At 49.3% G+C, this 25,632-nt stretch carries 20 protein-coding genes and 5 pseudogenes; 13 read left to right on the forward strand and 12 right to left on the reverse strand.

Annotation, left to right across the window (positions count from 1 at the left end):
- Nucleotide 1: 1 nt before the first annotated feature.
- Entirely contained in the window at nucleotides 2-1,141 is a 1,140-nt protein-coding gene (gene arnB, locus FQ015_RS06425) for a UDP-4-amino-4-deoxy-L-arabinose aminotransferase (RefSeq protein ID WP_160523856.1), read from the reverse strand.
- A gap of 307 nt (nucleotides 1,142-1,448) precedes the next feature.
- Here arnB and ais point away from each other — a divergent pair, with 307 nt between their 5' ends.
- Complete coding sequence (gene ais, locus FQ015_RS06430) at nucleotides 1,449-2,051, forward strand: lipopolysaccharide core heptose(II)-phosphate phosphatase Ais (RefSeq protein ID WP_001306469.1); 603 nt, start codon at nucleotides 1,449-1,451, stop codon at nucleotides 2,049-2,051.
- Between the two features lie 38 nt (nucleotides 2,052-2,089).
- Here ais and nudI read toward each other — a convergent pair whose 3' ends face one another.
- Nucleotides 2,090-2,515: a nucleoside triphosphatase NudI gene (nudI, locus tag FQ015_RS06435; protein WP_001353076.1), complete on the reverse strand. Its 426-nt coding sequence runs from the start codon at nucleotides 2,513-2,515 to the stop codon at nucleotides 2,090-2,092.
- Between the two features lie 278 nt (nucleotides 2,516-2,793).
- On the opposite strand from nudI, the gene FQ015_RS06440 reads away from it, so the two are divergent.
- The 6 genes from FQ015_RS06440 (at nucleotide 2,794) to yfaU (ending at nucleotide 9,026) form a co-directional block, all read left to right on the forward strand.
- Entirely contained in the window at nucleotides 2,794-3,336 is a 543-nt protein-coding gene (locus tag FQ015_RS06440) for a YfaZ family outer membrane protein (protein WP_160523857.1), read from the forward strand.
- A gap of 99 nt (nucleotides 3,337-3,435) precedes the next feature.
- Nucleotides 3,436-4,638: a nicotinamide mononucleotide deamidase-related protein YfaY gene (locus tag FQ015_RS06445; protein ID WP_160523858.1), complete on the forward strand. Its 1,203-nt coding sequence runs from the start codon at nucleotides 3,436-3,438 to the stop codon at nucleotides 4,636-4,638.
- 219 nt (nucleotides 4,639-4,857) lie between these two features.
- Nucleotides 4,858-5,640, forward strand: coding sequence for an IclR family transcriptional regulator (locus FQ015_RS06450; protein ID WP_032184674.1), 783 nt, complete (start codon nucleotides 4,858-4,860; stop codon nucleotides 5,638-5,640).
- A gap of 14 nt (nucleotides 5,641-5,654) precedes the next feature.
- Entirely contained in the window at nucleotides 5,655-6,860 is a 1,206-nt protein-coding gene (gene rhmD, locus FQ015_RS06455; RefSeq protein ID WP_001389850.1) for an L-rhamnonate dehydratase, read from the forward strand.
- Between the two features lie 56 nt (nucleotides 6,861-6,916).
- Complete coding sequence (locus FQ015_RS06460) at nucleotides 6,917-8,206, forward strand: MFS transporter (RefSeq protein ID WP_039020258.1); 1,290 nt, start codon at nucleotides 6,917-6,919, stop codon at nucleotides 8,204-8,206.
- Between the two features lie 16 nt (nucleotides 8,207-8,222).
- Entirely contained in the window at nucleotides 8,223-9,026 is an 804-nt protein-coding gene (yfaU, locus tag FQ015_RS06465; RefSeq protein ID WP_039020259.1) for a 2-keto-3-deoxy-L-rhamnonate aldolase, read from the forward strand.
- Nucleotides 9,027-9,066: 40 nt separating this feature from the next.
- Here yfaU and FQ015_RS23945 read toward each other — a convergent pair.
- The 5 genes and pseudogenes from FQ015_RS23945 to glpA form a co-directional block, all read right to left on the reverse strand.
- Nucleotides 9,067-9,252, reverse strand: a pseudogene (locus FQ015_RS23945) (hypothetical protein); the annotation flags it as partial.
- Nucleotides 9,253-10,212: an ISNCY family transposase gene (locus tag FQ015_RS06470; RefSeq protein ID WP_000140577.1), complete on the reverse strand. Its 960-nt coding sequence runs from the start codon at nucleotides 10,210-10,212 to the stop codon at nucleotides 9,253-9,255. It abuts the pseudogene before it with no gap.
- A gap of 193 nt (nucleotides 10,213-10,405) precedes the next feature.
- Complete coding sequence (gene glpC / locus FQ015_RS06475) at nucleotides 10,406-11,596, reverse strand: anaerobic glycerol-3-phosphate dehydrogenase subunit GlpC (protein ID WP_039020260.1); 1,191 nt, start codon at nucleotides 11,594-11,596, stop codon at nucleotides 10,406-10,408.
- A complete protein-coding gene (gene glpB / locus FQ015_RS06480) occupies nucleotides 11,593-12,852 on the reverse strand; it encodes a glycerol-3-phosphate dehydrogenase subunit GlpB (protein WP_039020261.1) in 1,260 nt (419 codons plus the stop codon). The genes glpC and glpB overlap by 4 nt, the downstream gene beginning before the upstream one ends.
- Nucleotides 12,842-14,470, reverse strand: a complete 1,629-nt coding sequence (glpA, locus tag FQ015_RS06485) for an anaerobic glycerol-3-phosphate dehydrogenase subunit A (RefSeq protein WP_000857270.1) — start codon at nucleotides 14,468-14,470, stop codon at nucleotides 12,842-12,844. Before glpA ends, glpB begins: the two co-directional genes overlap by 11 nt.
- Before the next feature lie 272 nt (nucleotides 14,471-14,742).
- Here glpA and glpT point away from each other — a divergent pair, with 272 nt between their 5' ends.
- Complete coding sequence (glpT, locus tag FQ015_RS06490) at nucleotides 14,743-16,101, forward strand: glycerol-3-phosphate transporter (RefSeq protein WP_160523859.1); 1,359 nt, start codon at nucleotides 14,743-14,745, stop codon at nucleotides 16,099-16,101.
- A gap of 4 nt (nucleotides 16,102-16,105) precedes the next feature.
- Nucleotides 16,106-17,182, forward strand: a complete 1,077-nt coding sequence (glpQ, locus tag FQ015_RS06495) for a glycerophosphodiester phosphodiesterase (RefSeq protein ID WP_160523860.1) — start codon at nucleotides 16,106-16,108, stop codon at nucleotides 17,180-17,182.
- Between the two features lie 219 nt (nucleotides 17,183-17,401).
- On the opposite strand, the pseudogene FQ015_RS06500 reads toward glpQ, so the two are convergent.
- Nucleotides 17,402-18,472, reverse strand: a pseudogene (locus tag FQ015_RS06500) (hypothetical protein).
- Between the two features lie 465 nt (nucleotides 18,473-18,937).
- Nucleotides 18,938-19,180, reverse strand: a pseudogene (locus tag FQ015_RS06505) (LysR family transcriptional regulator); the annotation flags it as partial.
- Between FQ015_RS06505 and FQ015_RS24130 the strand changes: the two are divergent.
- Nucleotides 19,175-19,279, forward strand: a pseudogene (locus tag FQ015_RS24130) (hypothetical protein); the annotation flags it as partial. The pseudogenes FQ015_RS06505 and FQ015_RS24130 sit on opposite strands and share 6 nt — an antisense overlap.
- Nucleotides 19,280-19,359: 80 nt before the next feature.
- Nucleotides 19,360-20,010, forward strand: a complete 651-nt coding sequence (inaA, locus tag FQ015_RS06510; RefSeq protein ID WP_000301053.1) for a lipopolysaccharide kinase InaA — start codon at nucleotides 19,360-19,362, stop codon at nucleotides 20,008-20,010.
- 52 nt (nucleotides 20,011-20,062) lie between these two features.
- On the opposite strand, the gene yfaE is transcribed toward inaA, so the two are convergent.
- From yfaE to nrdA, 3 genes are all read right to left on the reverse strand, one after another.
- Nucleotides 20,063-20,317, reverse strand: coding sequence for a ferredoxin-like diferric-tyrosyl radical cofactor maintenance protein YfaE (gene yfaE, locus FQ015_RS06515; protein ID WP_000135039.1), 255 nt, complete (start codon nucleotides 20,315-20,317; stop codon nucleotides 20,063-20,065).
- Nucleotides 20,317-21,447, reverse strand: a complete 1,131-nt coding sequence (gene nrdB / locus FQ015_RS06520) for a class Ia ribonucleoside-diphosphate reductase subunit beta (RefSeq protein ID WP_000332037.1) — start codon at nucleotides 21,445-21,447, stop codon at nucleotides 20,317-20,319. The genes yfaE and nrdB overlap by 1 nt, the downstream gene beginning before the upstream one ends.
- 145 nt (nucleotides 21,448-21,592) lie before the next feature.
- Entirely contained in the window at nucleotides 21,593-23,878 is a 2,286-nt protein-coding gene (gene nrdA / locus FQ015_RS06525; RefSeq protein ID WP_001075170.1) for a class 1a ribonucleoside-diphosphate reductase subunit alpha, read from the reverse strand.
- Between the two features lie 127 nt (nucleotides 23,879-24,005).
- On the opposite strand from nrdA, the gene ypaB reads away from it, so the two are divergent.
- Both ypaB and FQ015_RS06530 read left to right on the forward strand, forming a co-directional pair.
- Nucleotides 24,006-24,149, forward strand: coding sequence for a protein YpaB (gene ypaB / locus FQ015_RS24520; protein ID WP_001300064.1), 144 nt, complete (start codon nucleotides 24,006-24,008; stop codon nucleotides 24,147-24,149).
- A 424-nt stretch (nucleotides 24,150-24,573) separates the two neighbouring features.
- Nucleotides 24,574-25,545, forward strand: a pseudogene (locus FQ015_RS06530) (hypothetical protein); the annotation flags it as partial.
- Nucleotides 25,546-25,632: the final 87 nt, after the last annotated feature.

Genomic DNA, 25,632 nt, shown 5'->3' on the forward strand with positions numbered 1-25,632 from the left:
CTTATTGTCCTGCGAGTTGCTGAAGGGCTGTGATGACGCGGTCGGCATCGGCGGTGGTCATATCCGGGAACAGCGGCAACGAACAGATGCGTTCGCTATTCCATTCGGTATTCGGTAACGACAGCTCGGGAAAACGCTCGCGATAAAATTTTTGCGTGTGAGCGGCGCGGAAATGTAACCCGGTACCAATGCCTCTTTCTTTTAACGCTTCCATCAACGCATCGCGACTGATACCACAACGTTGTTCATCGACACGAATAATAAACAGATGCCAGGCGTGAACGTGCGGCCAGGCGGGAAGGCTTAATGGCTGAAAGGGGAGAGCTGCCAGAGCTTGCTGATATTGCAGAGCAATTTCGCGCCGACGGGTGTTGAGGTGCTCTAATTTGGCTAACTGGGTCAGGGCAATCGCGGCGTTAATATCGGTCAGATTATACTTATAGCCCGGCGTTAAGACTTCAGCTTGCGGTGCACGGCCCCAGGTTTGTCTGTCATATGCATCGACACCCAGACCGTGAAATTTCAGCATCCGTAGCTGGCAGGCGAGGTTTTCATCATCGGTAACAATCAACCCACCTTCCGCACAGGTAATATTTTTGATGGCGTGAAACGAAAAAATAGCGGTACCTTTCGCGCCAATATGTCGGCCTTTGTAATATGTACCGACGGCATGGGCCGCATCTTCGATAACCGCGATGCCGTAACGTTCGCCAATGGCGCGAATAGCGTCAATATCTGCTGGCGCACCGGCATAATGCACCGGAATGATGGCTTTAGTGCGTGACGTAATGGCTGCTTCTATCAATTCTGGCGTGACCATCAGCGTATCGCGGTTAACATCCACCATTACCGGCGTTGCACCCAACAAGGAGATCATATTGAGCGTTGAAACCCAGGTCAGGGAAGGCGTAATCACTTCATCGCCCTTGCCAATTCCCAACGCCATCAGCGTGATATGCATTCCTGCGGTGGCTGAACTGACCGCGATGGCATGCTGATTTCCCGTCAATTGGCAAAAGGCTTGTTCAAGCGCTTGATTCTTCGGACCTGTAGTGATCCAACCAGATTCGAGAACCTCTTTAACTGCAGCGACTTCCTCCTCGCCCATTGCTGGTCGCGAAAAAGGCAAAAATTCTGACATTGCTTTTCCTTCCGCCATTGAATACCTGTCCACTTATATTTGCTATAAAGAGTGTTGTGTATATTTTGCCATTTGGAGCGAAATTCTAAGGATAGAATATTAACTTAACCTTAAGAAATTAATATTAGACGTAAATATTGAAATTTTTATATTTTTTCTTATTTAGGCTTTGCATTTGGCAAAATTTTGAGGCATTTTTCCGGCATCGTAGGATTTTTAATATTACACCAACTGCTAATTATCGCCAGAAATGTCGCTCAATTTCACGGTAATTGTCTGGTTGCGCTTGTCTATAGGTGGAGTTTACGTGTTAGCTTTTTGCCGCTCTTCGTTGAAGTCAAAAAAATATTTCATCATTTTACTGGCGCTCGCTGCAATTGCCGGACTGGGTACTCATGCCGCCTGGAGTAGCAATGGTTTGCCACGTATCGACAATAAAACACTGGCCAGACTGGCACAGCAGCACCCGGTTGTCGTTTTGTTTCGCCATGCTGAACGTTGCGATCGTTCAACCAATCAATGCTTGTCAGATAAAACAGGTATTACGGTCAAAGGTACCCAGGATGCCCGTGAACTGGGCAACGCTTTTAGCGCTGACATTCCTGATTTCGATCTTTATTCCAGTAATACCGTCCGGACCATTCAGTCGGCGACCTGGTTTTCAGCGGGGAAAAAGCTGACGGTAGATAAACGACTTCTTCAATGCGGTAATGAGATTTATAGTGCAATTAAGGACTTACAAAGCAAAGCACCTGATAAAAATATCGTTATTTTTACCCATAATCATTGCCTGACATATATTGCTAAAGATAAGCGTGATGCGACATTTAAACCTGATTATCTGGATGGTTTAGTCATGCATGTGGAAAAAGGCAAAGTTTATCTGGATGGGGAATTCGTTAACCACTAAATTTTCAATCTGACAGCCAGTAATGGCTGTCATCATTGTTACAGAAGACCTTTCAAACGTAACGTTTTTCGGGTGGCGACATTCAAATCATAATGTACCAGATCTTCAGGTTTTACCCACGCGTAGTCCTGAAACTCTTCGTTTATTTTCACTTCTCGGTTGGTAGAAACGCAGTCAAAAATTAGGTAAATCATATAAATCTCTTCCTTGCGACCATCTGCATACGTCTTGGTGCGAATATCATCGCTGAAGGTCCACGGCGTGATTTCTGTCAAAAGCAGCTGTTCTCCCAGTTCTTCGCGAATTTCGCGGCGTAGTGCCTCTTCAATTCGTTCGCCAGGCTCCACGCCACCACCCGAAAGCGCCCATTGACCGGGGAAAACGCCGCGATCGTCGGCCATTTTACACAGCAAATAAGCACCATCATTTTGAATCAAAGGGCAAACAATAGTCCGTTGTCGCACGGGGATATTCCTTATAAATAAAAAGAAACCATGAGAATACGGTAACTCAGAAATATGTGAAAATGACAGTAATTTCTTTTGCGATGATAACTGCACTTATTATTATTTTTGTGTGTATCGGTAAAGTGTGTTTATTTTTTCGGCGTTTAATTATTTAAGAAGTATTTAGTTACAATAAGTGACTAGATCCCTTTTTTCGCTCATTGAATCCTCTGTGCCAGGCAGTACAATCCCGCAGCTTTGGGAATTTTGATTTATTGCTTGTGGGAGAGGGGAAAATGAAAAAAATTGCGCTAGCAGGTCTGGCCGGAATGCTGTTGGTTTCTGCATCGGTCAATGCAATGAGTATCAGCGGTCAGGCGGGTAAAGAATACACCAATATTGGTGTCGGTTTTGGTACGGAATCGACGGGCCTGGCGTTAAGCGGTAACTGGACACATAACGACGACGACGGTGACGTCGCGGGTGTGGGGCTGGGGTTGAATCTGCCTCTTGGTCCGTTAATGGCGACCGTTGGCGGTAAAGGTATTTATACCAATCCGAATGATGGTGATGAAGGCTATGCCGCTGCTGTTGGTGGTGGTTTGCAGTGGCAGATTGGCAACAGCTTCCGTTTGTTTGGTGAGTATTACTACTCTCCAGATTCGCTCTCCAGCGGTATTCAAAGTTATGAGGAAGCGAATGCGGGCGCGCGTTACACCATTATGCGTCCAGTGAGTATTGAGGCGGGCTATCGCTACCTGAACCTTTCTGGTAAAGACGGTAACCGCGACAACGCCGTGGCTGACGGTCCATATGTTGGGGTTAACGCCAGTTTCTGATGCCTTCCGGCGCGGCATTCTGTCGCGCCATTCAGTTTCTTACTACGCCTTATCTCCCTTTGCGTTATAGTGATTCGATAACAAAAGCAGGAGATAACCATGTTAACAGTGGAAATGTTATCCACCGGGGATGAAGTGTTACACGGGCAAATCGTTGACACTAACGCTGCCTGGCTGGCCGATTTTTTCTTTCATCAGGGGTTGCCATTATCTCGCCGTAATACGGTGGGGGATAACCTCGATGACTTAGTGACCATTCTTCGTGAACGTAGTCAGCACGCCGATGTGCTGATTGTGAACGGCGGGCTGGGGCCGACCAGTGATGATTTAAGCGCACTCGCCGCTGCGACTGCAAAAGGAGAAGGCCTGGTGCTGCATGAGGCCTGGCTCAAAGAGATGGAACGTTATTTTCGCGAACGTGGACGGGTGATGGCACCGAGCAACCGTAAACAAGCGGAGCTACCTGCCAGTGCAGAATTTATCAATAACCCGGTAGGCACCGCCTGTGGTTTTGCCGTGCAGCTTAATCGTTGCCTGATGTTCTTTACCCCCGGCGTACCGTCAGAATTTAAGGTGATGGTCGAGCACGAAATCCTGCCGCGCCTGCGCGAGCGTTTTTCTTTACCGCAGCCGCCGGTTTGTCTGCGTTTGACTACCTTTGGTCGTTCGGAAAGCGATCTGGCGCAAAGCCTGGACTCCCTGCAACTGCCGCCGGGCGTAACAATGGGTTATCGCTCTTCTATGCCGATAATTGAACTTAAGCTGACCGGACCGGCAAGCGAGCAACAGGCGATGGAAAAACTGTGGCTGGACGTTAAACGTGTTGCCGGACAGAGCGTGATTTTCGAAGGTACTGAAGGACTGCCCGCGCAGATCAGCCGCGAATTGCAAAGCCGTCAGTTCAGCCTGACATTGAGTGAGCAATTCACCGGTGGTTTATTGGCTTTGCAACTTTCTCGCGCAGGTGCTCCATTGCTGGCGTGTGAAGTAGTTCCTTCACAGGAAGAAACCCTGGCGCAAACTGCGCACTGGATTACAGAACGGCGTGCCAACCATTTTGCCGGGCTGGCACTGGCTGTTTCTGGTTTCGAGAACGAACATCTCAACTTTGCGCTAGCCTCGCAAGACGGCACTTTCGCTTTGCGTGTGCGTTTCAGCACTACGCGCTACAGTCTGGCTATTCGCCAGGAAGTCTGCGCAATGATGGCACTGAATATGCTGCGCCGTTGGTTAAACGGTCAGGACATCGCCAGTGAGCATGGCTGGATTGAGGTTGTTGAGTCCATGACTTTATCTGTCTGATTCCGCCACTCCGTGCCGGTTTACTGCACCGGCACATTCCCCCTCCGGCAAAATTTGTCCAACCTGTTGTACTCAATAAGAAAAAATCCGTGCGCTGATTCACAAATTTGTGCGTAATTTCTCCAGTCCGCTGGACGAGGTGCGGGATTTGATGCGCTTCACAATTTTACTCCCCCTGAGCAACGAGACTGATTCCAGTATCTAAGACTGGAGTCCAGTATGTTGGAATCAAGCAAAGTTCCCGCCCTGACACGGGCTATTGATATTCTCAATTTGATTGCCCGCATTGGCCCCTGTAGTGCTGCGACGATCATTGACACATTGGGGATCCCTAAAAGCACGGCCTATTTGCTGCTTAATGAACTCAGGCGTCAGCGTTTTCTTAGCCTTGATCACCAGGAAAATTTTTGTTTGTGGACCAAGCTGGTGGAGCTTTCCGGTCATGCGTTAAGCAAGATGGATCTCCGGGAACTGGCTCGACCGCGTTTGACGCAACTGATGGATACCACCGGGCTGTTATGTCACCTGGGGATTATTGATAACGGCAGCGCTTATTACATTTTGAAAGTGGAGTCATCAGCCACTATCAGCGTGCGTTCCCATGAAGGAAAAAGCCTTTCGCTTTATCGCTCCGGAATAGGTAAATGCCTGCTAGCCTGGCAACCTGCAGCTGTACAGCAAAGTATTATCGAAGGGCTGGTCTGGGAGCAGGTGACACCCACAACGATTACTCATCCACAGCAACTTCACGAAGAACTGGCGCGTATTCGCCGTCAGGGCTGGAGCTATGACAACGGCGAAGATTACGCCGATGTCCGTTGTGTCGCTGCGCCGGTGTTTAACGCCAATAACGAGCTTACCGCTGCGATCTCGGTGGTCGGTACCCGCTTACAAATCAATGAAGAATACCGTGATTATCTGGCGGGCAAGGCCATTGCCTGCGCCAGGGATATTTCACGTCTGTTGGGATGGAAAAGTCCCTTTGACTTACAGGCCTCATAACAATGGAGAACAGCATGACCCTACCAAAAATCAAACAGGTTCGCGCCTGGTTTACTGGCGGTGCGACAGCAGAAAAAGGCGCTGGCGGCGGTGATTATCACGACCAGGGGGCGAATCACTGGATTGACGATCATATTGCCACCCCGATGAGTAAATACCGCGATTACGAGCAGTCACGCCAGTCATTTGGCATTAACGTTCTTGGCACGTTGATTGTTGAAGTCGAAGCAGAAAACGGCCAGACCGGATTCGCCGTTTCGACAGCCGGTGAAATGGGCTGTTTTATTGTCGAAAAACACCTTAACCGTTTCATTGAGGGTAAATGTGTCAGTGATATCAAACTGATCCACGATCAAATGCTCAATGCCACCCTGTATTACTCCGGCTCTGGTGGCCTGGTGATGAATACGATTTCCTGTGTCGATCTGGCTCTGTGGGATCTGTTCGGCAAAGTGGTCGGGCTTCCGGTTTATAAACTTTTAGGCGGCGCAGTTCGTGATGAGATTCAGTTCTACGCCACAGGTGCGCGTCCGGATCTGGCAAAAGAGATGGGCTTTATCGGTGGCAAAATGCCGACGCACTGGGGGCCACATGATGGCGATGCGGGGATCCGCAAAGATGCCGCTATGGTCGCGGATATGCGTGAAAAATGCGGTGAGGATTTCTGGTTAATGCTCGACTGCTGGATGAGTCAGGACGTGAACTATGCCACCAAACTGGCCCACGCTTGCGCGCCCTATAACCTGAAATGGATCGAAGAGTGCCTGCCGCCACAGCAGTATGAAGGTTATCGCGAACTGAAACGCAACGCGCCAGTCGGAATGATGGTCACCAGCGGTGAGCATCACGGCACACTGCAATCTTTCCGTACGCTTTCAGAAACCGGTATCGACATTATGCAGCCGGATGTTGGCTGGTGCGGTGGCTTAACCACGCTGGTGGAAATTGCCGCAATCGCCAAATCCAGAGGGCAACTGGTGGTGCCGCACGGTTCGTCTGTTTACTCTCACCATGCGGTGATCACCTTCACCAATACGCCATTCAGCGAATTCCTGATGACCAGCCCGGATTGTTCAACGATGCGTCCGCAATTTGATCCGATTCTGCTTAATGAGCCAGTGCCGGTGAATGGTCGTATTCATAAATCAGTGCTTGATAAACCCGGTTTCGGCGTCGAGCTCAATCGTGACTGCAATTTGAAACGCCCCTACAGCCACTAATCATTCCGGGCGTTGCTGTGACAACGGTAACGCCCACATATTTTAAGGAGCTTTTTATGAGCACCGCTTTGCTTGACGCCGTGGTGAAGAAAAACCGTGCGCGTTTAATTCCGTTTATGTTGGCGCTGTATGTGCTGGCGTTTCTCGACCGTTCGAATATCGGTTTTGCCAAACAGACCTACCAGATTGATACCGGGCTGAGTAATGAAGCTTATGCGCTGGGAGCAGGCATTTTTTTTGTGGTATATGCGTTTCTGGGTGTTCCGGCGAATCTTTTGATGCGCAAACTGGGGGCAAGAACCTGGATTGGTACGACAACACTGCTGTGGGGATTTCTTTCGGCAGCCATGGCATGGGCCGATACTGAAGCGAAATTTCTGATCGTTCGCACTCTGCTTGGTGCTGCGGAGGCCGGGTTCTTCCCTGGTATGATTTATCTCACCTCGCAATGGTTTCCGCAGCGTAATCGCGCCAGCATTATGGGGCTGTTCTATATGGGCGCACCGTTGGCGTTAACACTGGGATCACCGCTTTCCGGCGCGCTGCTGGAGATGCATGGATTTATGGGGCATCCCGGCTGGTTCTGGATGTTTGTGATTGAAGGATTGCTGGCAGTCGGCGCTGGTGTATTCACATTCTTTTGGCTTGATGACACGCCGGAGCAGACTCGTTTTCTGAGTAAAGAAGAAAAAACGTTGCTTATCAACCAACTGGCAAGTGAAGAACAACAGAAAGTGACTTCTCGACTGAGCGATGCGCTGCGTAATGGGCGAGTCTGGCAACTGGCGATTATCTACCTGACCATTCAGGTGGCGGTTTACGGATTAATTTTCTTCCTGCCGACGCAGGTTGCTGCATTGTTGGGGACAAAAGTGGGCTTTACGGCGTCGGTGGTCACCGCCATTCCGTGGGTCGCGGCCTTGTTTGGGACCTGGCTTATTCCGCGCTATTCCGATAAAACCGGCGAACGGCGTAATGTCGCGGCGCTGACATTACTGGCGGCGGGCATTGGTATTGGTCTCTCCGGGCTGCTTTCTCCAGTACTGGCGATCGTAGCGCTGTGTGTTGCAGCCATCGGGTTTATTGCCGTGCAGCCGGTGTTCTGGACGATGCCGACACAACTGCTTTCCGGTACGGCGCTGGCGGCGGGGATTGGTTTTGTAAACCTGTTTGGTGCAGTGGGCGGGTTTATTGCCCCGATCCTGCGCGTGAAAGCAGAAACGTTGTTTGCCAGCGATGCGGCTGGATTACTGACGCTGGCAGCGGTGGCGGTCATCGGTTCGCTGATTATTTTCACTCTGCGTGTAAATCGCACTGTTGCGCAGACCGACGTGGCACATCATTAATAGGTTAAGGAACACCATGAACGCATTATTAACCAATCCCTTTAAAGAACGTTTACGCAAGGGCGAAGTGCAAATTGGTCTGTGGTTAAGCTCGACTACTTCTTATATGGCAGAAATTGCCGCCACCTCCGGTTATGACTGGTTGCTGATTGACGGGGAGCACGCGCCAAACACCATTCAGGATCTTTATCACCAGCTACAGGCGGTAGCGCCCTATGCCAGCCAACCCGTGATCCGTCCGGTGGAAGCCAGTAAGTCGCTGATTAAACAAGTCCTGGATATTGGCGCGCAAACTCTACTGATCCCGATGGTCGATACTGCCGATCAGGCACGTCAGGTGGTGTCTGCCACGCGCTATCCTCCCTACGGTGAGCGTGGTGTCGGGGCCAGTGTGGCACGGGCTGCGCGCTGGGGACGCATTGAGAATTACATGGCGCAAGTCAACGATTCGCTTTGTCTGTTGGTGCAGGTGGAAAGTAAAACAGCACTGGATAACCTGGACGAAATCCTCGACGTCGAAGGGATTGACGGCGTGTTTATTGGACCTGCGGATCTTTCTGCCTCGTTGGGCTACCCGGATAACGCCGGGCACCCGGAAGTGCAGCGAATTATTGAAACCAGTATTCGGCGGATCCGTGCTGCGGGTAAAGCGGCTGGTTTTCTGGCTGTGGCTCCTGATATGGCGCAGCAATGCCTGGCGTGGGGAGCGAACTTTGTCGCTGTTGGCGTTGACACGATGCTCTACAGCGATGCCCTGGATCAACGACTGGCGATGTTTAAATCAGGCAAAAATGGGCCACGCATAAAAGGTAGTTATTGATATCAAAGGCCCATGGGGATCGGCTGTGGGCCTGTGTTAATTAGTGGTTATTCGCTGCCAGATCGGCTTCGCTTAGCTGGGTGGCAGCGAGCACCAGGTCACGATCAATGCCCTGTTCCAGCATGCGCAAAGCAATTTTAATGGCTTGTTCATGCATGCCCTCCTGCCAGCCAATTTGATGCCCTTCCTGCCGTAGCCGTTCAGCAATAGTCATCAATCTCTCCTTTTAATAACAGTTCGGAATATCAGCATCAGTGAGTTGGGTTGTCGCCAGCACAATCTCACGTTCAAAGCCCTGTTCCAGCATGCGCAAGGCAATTTTAATGGCTTGTTCATGCATACCTTCTACTTTGCCTTTCTGCAAACCCTCCAATTTCCCCTCCTGCCAACCTTCAATTTTACCTTCCTGCCAGCCAATTTGGTGTCCTTCCTGCCGCAGCCGTTCAGCAATAGTCATTAATCTCTCCTTTTGTAGTGGTGAACGTTCGGCAATCTCCTGAATAAAACGGGTGAAACGGGAGGTATCGCCGCATTGCAGCAGATAATTAAACAGCGTTTGTAGCTGGCTGTCATTAGTGAAGCCTCTAACCAAAAGCGTGGTGATCCTGTCGACCATACCGATTAAATCGCGGTCGCGAATATGCTTTTGAATCAGTTCAAGCAGAGCTATACGCCGATGTTGCATGATCTCATCGTCAGGTACGATGGTGATATCCACCAACGGAAAAGCTTCGGTGTACAACTGCCGGGCAAGTTGCGGATCGTCAAACTCATCCAGCCAGTTAAGTGAGTATGGGTAGGGCGAGGTTTCGCCATGATAAAACAGCAACGGCACCACCAGCGGGACTCTGTCATAGCCTTTGTCAAGGTGACGCTGCATGGCGGCGGTGGCATAGCGCATTAGCCGAAAAGCCATATTCTTTTCCGCAGAACTTTGATGTTCAATCACGCAGTAGATATAGCCGTCACCGTCGCTGGTTTCCACGGACCACAAAACATCCGAGTAGTAAGCGCGTAAACTTTTTTCAATAAAACTGGTGGGTTCCAGGCGTAAGGTTTGCAGGTTGCAAAGCTTGCGCAGCGGCTCTGGTAGATGTATTTCGAGAAAATCCCGTGCGGTTTCGGGTGTGAACATAAAGGTTTTAAACACCGCATCATGCGGGGAGGAGGTTGTTGATTCGGTCATGGTTGTCCGTCACCTGATATTTATGATGACGCGACATTACGGGGATCTCGAAACAATGACATCTGCCAGTTTCTGCCTTTGCGAGACGTTTTCAGAAGAATTTTCAAAGCGATGCAACGCATACACTGGATGCGGAATCACGTACGCAAAAATGCCCGATAAGCAATGCGTTTACCGGGCATCACAAGGAAGATTAAGACAGCGCCTGGGCTAGCAGCGTAATCGGGTGCTCGCAGCGAAGGCTCGTGGACATCTCAATCTGCCATTTGCAGGTTTCGCAGTCGGTGACCACCAGATCTGCCCCGCTCTCTTCTATCTGGCGGAACAGTGGTGCGCCGATGGCTTGTGAGGTTGGGTAGTTCTCTTTTTTGAAACCGTAAGTTCCGGCAATACCGCAGCACTGGGAATCCAGCACCGTTAACTCAAGCCCCGGGATTTTACGCAACAGCTCCAGGGTGTAGAGCGTCCAGCCCATTTTTTCCATATGGCACGGGGTGTGGTAAACCACTTTTAGCGGCAGCGTTTTCAGCGGTAACGTTTTACCTTCGTCCAGCTTGCGCCACAGCCAGCGGGTCGCCAGTTCGATATGATCGCGCAAGCCTCTGTTGTCGACATTCAGCACTTCCGGGTATTCGTCACGCAGGGCAAATGTACAGGTTGAGGAGGTGGCAATCACCGGAATGCCTTTTACCCCTACCGCTTCGCGGATCGACTCTACATTCGTGATTGCTTGTTTACGTGCTTTATCGGTAAAACCGTTGGCGATGAGCGGCACGCCGCAGCATTTTTCTTTGCTCAGCAGTTGTACGCCGGTGTCCATCGCGTTGAGCACTTTAATTAAATCTTTACCTAACTGCGGATGGTTGTAGTTAACGAAGCAGCCGTGAAAGAAAGCCACCTGGTCTTTATATTGCGCTTGCTGAGCCGCCACGCTGCGATACCAGCGACGAAACGTACCGAAGGAGTATTTCGGTAGCGTGCGGCGATGATCGATTTTTAACGCCGCATCAAGCAACTGCCGCACTGGTTTCAGCGAGGTAGCGGTGTTGACGATTGGAGCAAACGGCGTGGAAACGCTACCCATCAGGTCGGTATGACTCAACACAAAATTGCGCAGCGACGGGCGCGTGGTGTCATATTTCGCCCGCGCGCGCTGGATGATATCGCCAATCTTCACATCGGACGGGCAGGCGACTTCGCAACGTTTGCAGTTAATACAATATTTCAGTGCCTCGTCATACAGTGCGCCATCTTTTAAACGCAGACGCTCGCCATCCGGCCCGGCTTGTTTTGGCCCTGGATAGCTGGGATTCACCCGGCTCACCGGGCAGGCGGTGGTGCAGACGGTGCACTTAATGCAGTTTTCGAAGCTGGTGTCGTTCATTGTTGGCCTCCTGCGCGTTGGGCAATTTGTTGAGCGGCATGTAAAGCACTGACGGCACAAACACCGCCGCCGCATCCCTGGGCGATGGGATCAAATCCGCCCAGCACCGAACCGATGGCAAACAGGTTCTCAATGGTTTGCCCCGCCTGCGACGGGCGTAGCGCCTCATCAGTGGTGACACCGAACTGCTGCCACGGCTGCGGCGCAAAAAAATCGCCCTTATACCATTCACCCCGCGTGGCGGTTTGTAGCACATCAAGGCCGAGAATCGGCTCGCGAATGCCGTCACGTTCTGCCACCAGTCCGCCGCTAAAGAAACTGCCGCTCGCAAGCACCGCAAATCGTGGGCGCAGCGGGATATCGGCGTGATTGCGCGTCCAGATTTCATTCACTACGCCATTTTTACAGGTCACTTTTTTCACTTCATCGCCCGGCATCCACACGCCCCCCTGGCGCACAAACTGGCGCTGTAACTGGTTTTGCAGACGAATGCCCAGCACTGAAGGTGGTAATGTCGGCAGTAACATTAATGAACAGGGCAATTGCTCGTTCAGCCACCGCCAGAGTTTGTCATCAGCCATGCCGAAGCAGGCGGGCATCAGGATCATTTCACTGGTATTGGCGACAGGAATAAGCGCATCAATTAACAGAGGCCAGTTTTCTTCGTTATCAAGGAAACGGGCGATATTCACCGCGCGGAACTCGGTGGCGTTATTGCGCAGGATATCCAGTTCTGGCAGCTCTATTTCTGCGGTTTCAACATTAAGATCCAGTTCGCGCAATGAAGCCGCCGCAAGATGCGCCTGAAAATCCATCAGGCCGCTAATTCCCACTACACAAATTTTCTTCGCGGGCAGCGGCCAGACGGGGACTTCTGGCGAACTTAGCCAGGTAGAGCGCAGAGTACCGAGCGGCGTAACTCGCTGGTGAGCCAGCTCTACGCTGCCCTGTAATTGCGCACCGCTTTCAGCGATTAATGTCTGTGCCTGACAAGCGAGATCGAGCACGCGTTGTGGCCCGAGAAGAGAGTATGGATGGGCAGGTGCCTGATGACACAAAGATTCCAGTCCACTGTGAATGTCTGTCACCGGCTGACCGTCAGGCAGATTGCTCAGCAAATCCAGCGATCCGGATGAAAAATGCAGCGCGCTTTGACCACGCGTAACAATGGCACAGCGCAGTCCGTGTTTTTGCAGTTGCAGGCCGCAGAGTAATCCGGCGAGCCCGCCGCCCATAATGACAGTATCAAAGCGCATCTTTTTGCTCCTTCTCCAGACCACAAAGTCCCTGATAAACCCAACGGGTAAACTCGCTTTCGCGCAATGCGTCTCCCCAGGCGATGGGTTGCACGCCTTTCCAGCGTTCGTTAAGGAAGGTGGAAAGTTGCTCGATAGATTGCGCGGACGTCGTGACGTTAAAACGCTGTAGCAGTCCGGCAGCGCGGCAGGCGCAGAGCTCGCCCTGGCAGGTTCCCATCCCCACACGGGTGCGACGACGTAAATCCAACAGGCTGTTAACGTTTAAATTTTCTACTGCGTACTGCACTTCACCCGCAGTTACCGCTTCGCACTCACATACCAGGCTGCGGTGCAGACGGCCTTCGCTAAGCCAGGCAGGCGTGCGATCGCCATGACGATAAACCGCAGAACCGCGCAGCGGGGCAGGCAGGGAGATGACTTTACGCAAGGTAACTTCAGCGGGTTCCTGTGAACCTGGAAGTGCCAGATCGGCGGTCGTACAGGGGCGCGTATTGCCCAGCTTGCGACATACCGCGTCGGTAGCCCATTCCGCCATCAGCCGATAGGTCATCAGTTTGCCACCGGTGATGGTGATAAATCCGTCCAGACCATCGCGTTCAGCATGATCGAGCAGCACGATACCGCGACTGACGTTACGCCCGCTCGGGTCATCATCGCTGGCAACCAGCGGACGCACGCCAGAGTAGGCCCGTAAAATACGCGTTTTCGCCATCACGGGGGCCAGTTTTTCCCCTTCACGCAGCAGAATATCCACTTCTTCTGCCGTCACTCGATTATCGTCAATCTCGTTGTAATCAATACGTAAAGAGGTGGTGCCAATCAGCGAAATGGTATCGCCTGGCACCAGGATATCGGCGTCGGAAGGTTTACGGCAACGGTTGATCACATGCTGATTAATGCGGTGATCCATGATCAGCAGCGATCCTTTCGCCGGGAACATACGAATGCGCAGATCGGCATATTCGGCAATATGTTGCCCCCAGATCCCGGCGGCGTTCACCACTACAGGCGCATGAAGTGCCTGAATTTCGCCAGTGAGATGGTTACGTACACGAACGCCACACACCGTCGCGCCTTCACGAATCAGACCTGTCACTTCGTGCGCGGTAAGGATAATCGCACCGTGTTCTTTCGCATCGAGCATGTTCGCTGCGGTCAGGCGAAATGGGTCAACAGTGCCATCCGGAACTTTTACCGCGCCAATCAGTGCCGGGTTAACGGAAGGTTCGATAATGCGTGCTTGCTGCGGATCAATGGCTTCAGCACTGATTCCAGCCTCTTCGCAAGCACGAATAAAAGTCGCCTGGAAGGAGAGATCATCTTCCGGCAGGGTGATAAACAGGCCGTTGGTTGGTTCGACACAGTGACGCGCAATGCGTTTTAAAATCTGGTTTTCACTAATACATTCGCGGGCCGATTCCGCATCCGTTACCGCATAGCGTGCGCCGCTGTGCAGTAGCCCGTGATTACGCCCGGTGGCTCCCGTTGCGATGTCGTGGCGCTCAACCAAAATCACGCGCAGCCCGCGCAGGGCACAGTCGCGGGCAATCCCGGCTCCCGTTGCGCCGCCGCCAATGATAATCACGTCACTTGATTGCGAGTCGCGAGTTTTCATTGTTATCCCTCTGAAGTTCGTTTTTTACCATTTAGCCATAGTAAAAACATGAATTGTTTGATTTCGCGCATATTCGCTCATAATTCGAAAGTGAAACGTGATTTCATGCGTCATTTTGAACATTCTGTAAATCTTATTTAATAATGTGTGCGGCAATTCACATTTAATTTCTGAATGTTTTCTTAACATCGCGGCAACTCAAGAAACGGCAGGTTCTCCCACTGAATCAGGCTGTTAATCATAAATAAGACCACGGGCCACGGAGGCTTTCAATGTTGAGTATTTTTAAACCGGCGCCACACAAAGCGCGCTTACCTGCCGCGGAGATCGATCCGACTTATCGTCGATTGCGCTGGCAAATTTTCCTGGGGATATTCTTTGGCTATGCTGCTTACTATTTGGTTCGTAAGAACTTTGCGCTCGCTATGCCTTACCTGGTGGAGCAGGGATTCTCACGCGGTGATTTAGGTTTCGCGCTTTCTGGGATCTCGATCGCCTATGGATTTTCGAAATTCATCATGGGTTCGGTGTCGGATCGCTCGAATCCGCGCGTTTTCCTCCCCGCAGGTTTGATTCTGGCGGCGGCAGTGATGCTGTTTATGGGCTTTGTGCCATGGGCGACATCGAGCATTGCGGTGATGTTTGTACTGTTGTTCCTCTGCGGTTGGTTCCAGGGGATGGGGTGGCCGCCGTGTGGTCGTACTATGGTGCACTGGTGGTCGCAGAAAGAACGTGGCGGCATTGTGTCGGTGTGGAACTGTGCGCACAACGTCGGTGGTGGTATTCCGCCGCTGCTGTTCCTGCTGGGGATGGCCTGGTTCAATGACTGGCACGCGGCCCTCTATATGCCCGCTTTCTGCGCCATTCTGGTGGCACTATTCGCCTTTGCGATGATGCGCGATACCCCACAATCCTGTGGCTTGCCGCCGATCGAAGAGTACAAAAACGATTATCCGGACGACTATAACGAAAAAGCGGAACAGGAGCTGACCGCAAAGCAAATTTTCATGCAGTACGTGCTGCCGAACAAACTGCTGTGGTACATCGCCATCGCCAACGTGTTCGTTTATCTGCTGCGTTACGGCATCCTCGACTGGTCACCGACCTACCTGAAAGAAGTTAAGCATTTCGCGCTGGATAAATCCTCCTGGGCCTACTTCCTTTATGAATATGCGGGCATTCCGGGCACCCTGTTATGCGGCTGGATGTCGGATAAAGTCTTCCGCGGTAACCGTGGGGCAACCGGCGTCTTCTTTATGACACTGGTGACCATCGCAACTATCGTTTACTGGATGAACCCGGCGGGCAATCCCAACGTCGATATGATTTGTATGATTGTTATCGGCTTCCTGATCTACGGCCCTGTGATGCTGATCGGTCTGCATGCGCTGGAACTGGCACCGAAAAAAGCGGCAGGTACGGCAGCGGGCTTTACCGGTCTGTTTGGTTACCTGGGCGGTTCGGTGGCGGCGAGCGCGATTGTTGGTTACACCGTGGACTTCTTCGGCTGGGATGGCGGTTTTATGGTAATGATTGGCGGCAGCATCCTGGCGGTTATCCTGTTGATAGTTGTGATGATTGGCGAAAAACGTCGCCATCAGGAATTACAGCAAAAACGCAACGGAGGCTAATGGCATGAAATTGACGCTGAAAAACCTTAGCATGGCGATCATGATGAGTGGAATGATCATGGGAAGCAGTGCAATGGCGGCGGATAGCAACGAAAAAATAGTCATCGCCCATCGCGGTGCCAGTGGATATTTACCGGAGCATACGCTGCCAGCAAAAGCGATGGCGTATGTGCAGGGGGCAGATTATCTTGAACAGGATTTGGTGATGACGAAGGATGATCATCTGGTCGTTCTGCATGACCACTATCTTGACCGGGTAACCGATGTCGCCGATCGTTTCCCGGATCGGGCGCGTAAAGATGGCCGTTACTACGCGATAGATTTTACGCTGGATGAAATTAAGTCGCTGAAATTTACCGAAGGTTTCGATATTGAAAACGGTAAAAAAGTGCAGACTTATCCGGGGCGTTTCCCGATGGGTAAGTCTGACTTCCGGGTGCACACCTTTGAAGAAGAGATTGAATTTGTTCAGGGGTTGAATCACTCAACCGGCAAAAATATCGGTATCTATCCAGAAATTAAAGCGCCGTGGTTCCATCATCAGGAAGGGAAGGATATTGCAGCAAAAACGCTGGAAGTGCTGAAGAAATATGGCTACAGCGGTAAAAACGACAAAGTTTATTTGCAATGTTTTGATGTTGATGAATTGAAGCGCATTAAAAATGAGCTGGAACCCAAAATGGGCATGGACCTCAATCTGGTACAGTTGATTGCCTATACCGACTGGAATGAAACGCAGCAGAAACAGCCGGACGGAAGCTGGGTTAATTACAGCTATGACTGGATGTTCAAGCCGGGCGCTATGAAACAGGTAGCGGAATATGCTGATGGCATTGGTCCGGATTACCATATGGTGATTGAGGAGACATCGCAGCCGGGTAATATCAAGCTTACCGGAATGGTAAAAGATGCACAGCAGAATAAGCTGGTGGTGCATCCTTATACCGTGCGGGCCGACAAGCTGCCGGAATATGCCACCGATGTGAATCAGTTGTATGATGCTCTGTATAACAAAGCGGGTGTAAATGGGCTGTTTACTGATTTCCCTGATAAGGCAGTAAAATTCCTTAATAAAGAGTAATGCTACTGCAGGATGGCGTTTATGCGCCATCCTCTGCTAAAGCGAAATAATGCTACTACCGGTTATTCTTTTCATTAACGGGTGCATCCTGTGAAAAGATGCCAACATAATTTTCGTAAAACTCATTCGTTAAAAAAGCTAACACTGGGCATTGTTATTCTTTAAACAGTATGAATAGATCTCAATAATAAATTGTAATGCAGTTTATACTGTAAAGTATTATTCGAATTTCGGAAAGGTAAAGAAAATATTAATGTATCTTATTAATTTATCATATTGTTCTTGGGTGAATGCTGTTTGCACACCTTCAGGGCAATATTTACCAGTAATAACCAGTTGCCCATTGCTGTGTTGTACCATTAAACCTTCTTTTTCCTTTGGATCTACAAACTTAGAATTATCAAATGTGAAGATATTTTTTTCCTGTTTTGAGTAAGCAAAGAAATCTCGTGTATAGCTGAAACTATCATTTATTAATGGTGCTAACTTTTTGTCGGCGATATCGATAAGCTCACCACTTAATTTATTGATGTATTTCATTTGCTTCAATTTTTTCTGCGCTTGCACAATTTGCTTGTAGGTGTTTTCAATTTTTTTAGAAGAATTCTTAAATACATCATAGCGTTCCTCGGAGGATGTGTATTTGTACCATTCTGTATTTTTCTCAGAATGTAGTAGCAGGTCTGTATATTCTTTTTGCTTGCTGTAAAGTTGAGTTCTTATATTTAACTCGTGGATAAATTTATAAATTTTGTCAGAGTTTGTTATTTTTGGTGTGTCTTTGTCTGTCAATGTTTGGATCTTGTTATTGATATTTTCTTTTGCAACATGCTCATTGATGATGTTAATTGCAGTTTCATATTCATTTAAATTTATTGTTCTTTCTGAAAGAAACCCTTCTTTGCTTTCGATACTCAAAACACCTTCGTTGTTTTCACCTCGGGTAAAGGTAAGGGTATAGGGTTCATAATCTTCTGCAAATTCATTTTTATACGTTATGACATGCTCGACAAAATGTCTTATTGGTACGAAACCATAACTGTGAACGTCAATTTTTTGTGTTTTGATACTATCAATTTCATCTGAGGCTTTCGTGAAAAAAGCCAATAAATTAGCTATGTTGTCTGCTGAGGTTGATAACCCGAATCTACTTTGAGATATTTTTAGAAACTCATTGCAAAAAATCTCAAGTTTCGCGGTTTGTTGTGATTCTTTGTAAATTTCTGCTGTTTGCAATTTATTATTTTGTAAAATATTACAGCGAGATAATTGAATAGATGTATTTGGCATAAATGATTCCTTGTATTGTGAGTTAACAAGATACAATTTAATCTTTGCAGAATATATTCACTATCAAATTTAGCTCATTTTATTACGAAGACCTTTACGCATGTTAGAAAGTATCATTATTGTTAATAAACACGGTAATAAGTAACAAACAGATATTGATAACTTCCCTGACAAGTTATTAGGTATCCCACTTGAAGATTGAGAATGGCTCCAGAGTAAACTGTGTACTGTTCGCCGGAGTGTCATTACTCTCAACAATCGGTTTTGACAGTGAGTCGGGCGCTTCATACCGGTTTCTACCTGGAGTCATTGTCACTTCCCTAAACTGGATAAATATTTATCGCTAATTCACAAAGTGGACCAAAATCAGGTGAAAACGAATTATTACGCATGGTAAAGACTACAGGCCAACTAAGTGTGGCGAATCAGGCAATCTTACATTTGTCATCAATCTCATGTCTCACATCAAATTTTTCCACTCACCACGAGTTGTTCCGTACACGTTTGTAGTAAAAACAGTGGACTGCCTTCTACCGGCTTTTCTTTAGCCAACAACGAAATCTGTCGATAGAAGGTTGGTTCGTGAGGAACGGAACACAATTCACCTGCAATGGTTTTCAGCGTTAACTCTGGTAATAAGGCGATGCCTAATCCCTGTCGAATAAAATTCATCGCTGTATCCGCCTGATTAAATTCACATTTTATTTGCTGGGCGCACTATTAGTGGTAGTGGCTGGTGGAGTCTATGCGCTGCAAATGAAGGGTAAAAGCGGTGTCGCGCTAGTAGTGGTAAAAGAAATTCATTAATACGACACGTTTCATTAAGATTTTTCGCAAGTAACCACCTATAGTCATTGTCGTTAATAAAAAATGACAGGCGATAGGGTATGGCAGTTTCAGCAAAGTACGACGAATTTAATCACTGGTGGGCAACAGAGGGCGACTGGGTTGAAGAGCCTAACTATCGCCGTAATGGGATGAGCGGGGTGCAATGCGTCGAGCGCAATGGCAAAAAGCTGTATGTGAAGCGCATGACGCATCATCTGTTTCATTCCGTACGTTATCCGTTCGGTCGACCGACGATTGTCCGTGAGGTTGCGGTAATTAAAGAACTGGAACGGGCTGGTGTCATTGTGCCGAAAATCGTTTTTGGTGAAGCGGTGAAAATTGAGGGTGAATGGCGCGCGTTGCTGGTGACGGAAGATATGGCGGGGTTCATAAGTATTGCTGACTGGTATGCCCAGCATGCAGTAACACCCTATTCTGACGATGTTCGGCAAGCCATGTTGAAAGCTGTGGCGATGGCGTTTAAGAAAATGCATAGCGTTAATCGTCAGCATGGCTGTTGTTACGTTCGCCACATCTATGTGAAAACAGAAGGTATGGTAGAAGCTGGTTTTCTTGATCTGGAGAAAAGTCGTCGCCGCTTACGTCGGCATAAAGCGATTAATCATGATTTCCGCCAGCTGGAAAAATATCTGGAGCCGATCCCTAAAGCGGACTGGGAGCAGGTTAAAGCGTATTACTACGCCATGTAATCACGTAGGCCAGATAAGACGCGTAAGCGTCGCATCTGGCACAAGTACCCGATCACAACTCGATTTCAATATCGCCTTTTGCCCGGCAACAACAGGGCAAAATTTCCCCCGGCTGAATAAAGGCTAACGGTTCGGCAATCCAGTCCACCTGGCCTGCAACAAGGCGTGTGCGACAGGAACCGCAGTAACCTTCGCGGCACTGGTACTCAACCGCCACATTGTGGGATTCCAGCGCCGCCAGAAGGGAAGGGTGTTCATCCTGGCACAGCAGTTGTGTGCCAGTGATGCGCAGGGTAACGCGAGCCATCAGAGCTGGAAGTTACTCAAATCGTCGGTGTCCACTTCCGAGTCAATCTGCCCGACCAGATAAGAACTGACTTCCACTTCCTGCGGAGCAACCTGTACGTTATCAGACACCAGCCAGGTGTTGATCCACGGGATCGGGTTGGAGCGTGTCTGGAACGGCAGATCCAAACCGACTGCCTGCATGCGGATATTGGTGATGTATTCAACGTACTGGCAGAGAATGTCTTTATTCAGACCAATCATCGAACCGTCACGGAACAGATAATCCGCCCAGTCTTTCTCTTGCTGTGCCGCCTGGACGAACAGGTCATAGCACTCCTGCTTACATTCTTCGGCAATTTCCGCCATCTCCGGATCATCCGCGCCGCTGCGCAGCAGATTCAGCATATGCTGCGTACCGGTCAGGTGCAGGGCTTCGTCACGGGCAATCAGGCGAATAATCTTGGCGTTACCTTCCATCAGTTCGCGTTCTGCAAAGGCAAAGGAACAAGCAAAGCTGACGTAGAAGCGAATGGCTTCCAGTGCGTTAACGCTCATCAGGCAGAGATACAGTTTTTTCTTCAGCTCACGTAGGCTAACGGTCACGGTTTTACCGTTGACGGTGTGGGTGCCTTCGCCCAGCAGGTGCCAGTAGCTGGTCATTTCGATCAGTTCATCGTAATAGCTGGAGATCCCTTCCGCACGTTTCTGGATCTGCTCGTTAGTGACGATATCGTCAAACACAACCGACGGATCGTTAACGATATTACGGATGATATGGGTATAGGAGCGGGAATGAATCGTTTCTGAGAACGCCCAGGTTTCAACCCAGGTTTCCAGTTCCGGGATCGAGATCAGCGGCAGCAGCGCCACGTTCGGGCTGCGACCCTGAATGGAGTCCAGCAACGTCTGATATTTCAGGTTGCTGATAAAGATGTGTTTTTCGTGTTCAGGCAGTGCCTGGTAATCGATACGGTCACGAGAAACGTCAACTTCTTCCGGACGCCAGAAGAAAGAGAGCTGCTTTTCGATCAGCTTTTCGAAGATGTCATATTTTTGCTGATCGTAGCGAGCCACGTTGACCGGCTGACCAAAGAACATCGGTTCTTTCAGCTGATCATTTTTCGTCTGAGAAAAGGTGGTATATGCCATGAATGTGTCCTGTTGGGAGTTTAATGCCGGATAAGGCATTTTACGCCGCATCCTGTGCCTGATGCGACGCTGGCGCGTCTTATCAGGCCTACAAACCGAGCCGTAGGCCGGATAAGGCGTTCACGCCGCATCCGGCATCTCAATATCAGATCTTACATGCGCCGCTTTCGCAGCCATCGTCCTGGATTGACGGCACCAGATCGTCTTGTGCGTCTTCTGCACCGTCACGGGTGTTCTGATAATACAGCGTTTTAACCCCGAATTTGTAGGCGGTGAGCAGGTCTTTCAGCAACTGCTGCATCGGCACTTTTCCTGACGGGAAACGTGACGGATCGTAGTTGGTGTTAGCAGAGATCGACTGATCGATAAATTTCTGCATGATACCCACCAGTTGCAGGTAGCCATCGTTACCCGGCATTTCCCACAGCAGCTCATAGGCGTCGTGCAGATGCTCGTAGTCCGGCACCACCTGGCGCAGAATACCGTCTTTCGACGCTTTGATGCTGACGTAACCACGCGGCGGTTCAATACCGTTAGTGGCGTTAGAGATCTGCGAAGAAGTCTCTGACGGCATCAGAGCAGAAAGCGTGGAGTTACGCAGGCCGTGCGTTTTGATTGACTCACGCAGTGCTTCCCAGTCGTAATGCAGCGGCTCATTAGCGATGGCATCCAGATCTTTCTTATAGGTATCGATCGGCAGGATCCCTTTCGCGTAAGTGGTTTCGTTAAACCACGGGCACGCGCCTTGCTCTTTCGCCAGCTCATTAGACGCTTTCAGCAGGTAATACTGAATGGCTTCGAAGGTTTTATGCGTCAGGTTGTTGGCGCTGCCGTCGGAGTAGCGTTTACCGTGCTTCGCCAGGTAGTAAGCGAAGTTGATCACACCAATACCCAGCGTACGACGACCCATCGCTCCACGTTTGGCGGCCGGGATCGGGTAATCCTGATAATCCAGCAGCGCGTCGAGTGCGCGTACTGCCAGAATCGCCAGCTCTTCCAGTTCATCCAGGCTATTAATTGCGCCCAGGTTGAAAGCAGACAGCGTACACAGCGCGATTTCACCGTTCTCGTCGTTGACATCATTCAGCGGTTTGGTCGGCAGGGCGATTTCCAGGCACAGGTTAGACTGGCGCACTGGCGCAATAGCCGGATCAAACGGGCTGTGGGTGTTGCAGTGGTCTACGTTCTGAATATAGATACGACCGGTAGACGCACGTTCCTGCATCATCAGCGAGAACAGCTCAACGGCTTTCACACGCTGCTTGCGGATGCTGTCGTCTTTCTCATATTTGGTGTACAGGCGTTCAAACTCTTCCTGATCAGCGAAGAACGCGTCGTACAGCCCCGGTACGTCGGACGGGCTGAACAGGGTGATATCTTCACCTTTCAGCAGACGGGTATACATCAGTTTGTTGATTTGTACCCCGTAGTCCATATGACGCACGCGGTTGCCTTCAACCCCACGGTTGTTTTTCAACACCAGCAGGCTTTCCACTTCCAGATGCCACATAGGGTAGAACAGTGTTGCCGCACCGCCGCGCACACCGCCCTGAGAGCAGGATTTCACTGCCGTCTGGAAATGTTTGTAGAACGGAATACAACCGGTGTGGAATGCTTCGCCACCGCGAATCGGGCTACCCAGCGCACGAATACGCCCGGCGTTAATGCCGATCCCGGCACGCTGGGAAACGTATTTAACAATCGCGCTGGAGGTGGCGTTGATGGAATCCAGGCTGTCGCCGCACTCGATCAGTACGCAGGAGCTGAACTGACGAGTCGGGGTACGCACGCCGGACATGATTGGCGTCGGCAGCGAAATTTTAAATGTGGAAACCGCGTCGTAAAAACGCTTCACGTATTGCAGGCGCGTTTCACGCGGGTAGTTCGAGAACAGGCACGCAGCAACCAGAATATAGAGGAACTGGGCGCTCTCATAGATTTCGCCGGTCACGCGGTTCTGTACCAGATATTTGCCTTCCAGCTGCTTAACGGCAGCATAAGAGAAGGTCATATCACGGTCGTGATCGATAAACGTGTCCATCTGCTTGAACTCTTCTTCCGTGTAGTCTTCCAGCAGATGATTATCGTATTTGCCCATCTCGACCATTTTCACCACGTGGTCGTACAGCGCAGGCGGCTCAAACTGGCCATAGGCTTTTTTACGCAGGTGGAAAATTGCCAGGCGCGCGGCGAGATACTGATAATCCGGCGCATCACGGGAGATCAGGTCTGCGGCAGCCTTGATAATGGTTTCGTGGATGTCAGAGGTCTTGATACCGTCATAAAACTGAATGTGGGAGCGCAGCTCGACCTGGGAAATCGAAACGTTATGCAGTCCTTCTGCCGCCCAATCCAGAACGCGATGGATTTTGTCGAGATTGATGCGCTCTGTGCTACCGTCGCGCTTTGTCACCAGCAGATTCTGATTCATGTATGTCGTACCTGTTTTTGGAATTCTTTCCGCAATAGCTTCATGCAGACTACCTGTAGTGAGGGAAGCTGCTAAGAACACTATATATAGGGGGTATGTTTGGGATTCACTGCAAGATAGTGTGAAAATGGCCCTCTTGCAAGTGCATAACTTTGTGGATAACTCAGGAAGGAAAAAGTGGCTTTCGCGCACCTTAGGTCAGACAAGGTGTCCGGGAAAGTCAATGGGAAGAGAAAAATTTGTTAAAAATAACTGTTCGGCGATTTCTTGAACGGCAGAATAGTATGGGTAAATTGATATAGATGGTTTATTAATCTTGTTGCTAATGATTGCCAAAATTGATCTAAGCACGAATCATCACATAATCTGATGTATCAGTTGTGGTCAATATATAAGCGAATGTAAGCGATTGTTGAGTCGGAAATGGTTGTTTTCTATTCGGTTATTGTTAAATACCAAGCCAATTTGTTACTTTTGCATATATTATGAGAATATTATTTATTACTTTAATTCAGTTTAAATATAACCGATTTACCTTAAGGTTATTAATTTGAATTATGACACACTGATATTATTCATCAAATAATAACAAAATAGTCATTGCGCCGGGTTGTACAATTTACAAAAGAAATATACCCCATAGCGCATAATGCGATTAAATACGCCGTTTTATAGAAAATGATGGTTAGATGAATATGCGGATTATCTTTCTACGCAAGGAGTATTTATCTTTACTCCCGTCAATGATTGCATCTCTTTTCTCTGTTAACAGTGTCGCGGAGGTTTTGGATTCATGCCAGGGATATGATATCAAAGCGAGTTGTCAGGCCAGCAGGCAAAGCCTTTCAGGCATTACGCAGGACTGGAGCATCGCCGATGGGCAATGGGTGATTTTTTCGGGTATGGCCAATAATGCCAGCGGTGGCGCCGTATTTTTGCAGCAAAGTGCTGAATTTACGATATTGCCACAAAATGAAACAGGGATGACTCTGTTTGCTAATAACTCGATTAGTGGCGAATATAATAATGGCGGAGCTATCTTTGCTAAAGAAAACTCAACGATAAATATTGCGAATGTTATTTTCGACAGTAATGTTGCTGGGGGCTATGGCGGAGCAATCTATTCTGCCGGTACCAACGATACTGGTGCCGCCGATTTACGTGTCACTAACGCCATGTTTAGCAATAACATCGCTAATGATGGCAAAGGTGGCGCAATTTATACCATCAATAATGATGTCTGTTTAAGTGATGATGTTTTTAATAATAACCAGGCATATACATCAACAAGTTACAGTGATGGCGATGGTGGTGCAATCGATGTCACCGATAATAATAGCGATATTACGCACCCCTCAGGTTATACGATAATAAATAATACTGCGTTTACAAATAACACTGCCGAGGGATATGGCGGGGCGATTTATACCAATAGTGTGGCATCTTCCTATCTTGTTGATATTTCAGTTGATGACAGTTATAACCAAAACGGCGGCATTTTAGTTGATGAGAACAACAGCGCAGCAGGTTATGGCGACGCTCCTTCTCCAGCGGCGGGTGGCTTTATGTATGTCGACTCAAGCCAGGTAAGGTTTGATATCGCTGCCAATAAAACGATGGTTATCGGTAACGTAAGTAACGATGGTGCGATCGATTCCATTGCCGGAAACAGTAGCTAAGTGTTGCTGTTCATAGCACGCCAGCATTAGATCTGAATTATTATCACGAGCCCCATTCGGTGGAAATTGAAGACG

The organism is Escherichia sp. HH26CH (assembly GCF_009820205.1).
Lineage (GTDB): Bacteria > Pseudomonadota > Gammaproteobacteria > Enterobacterales > Enterobacteriaceae > Escherichia > Escherichia coli_F.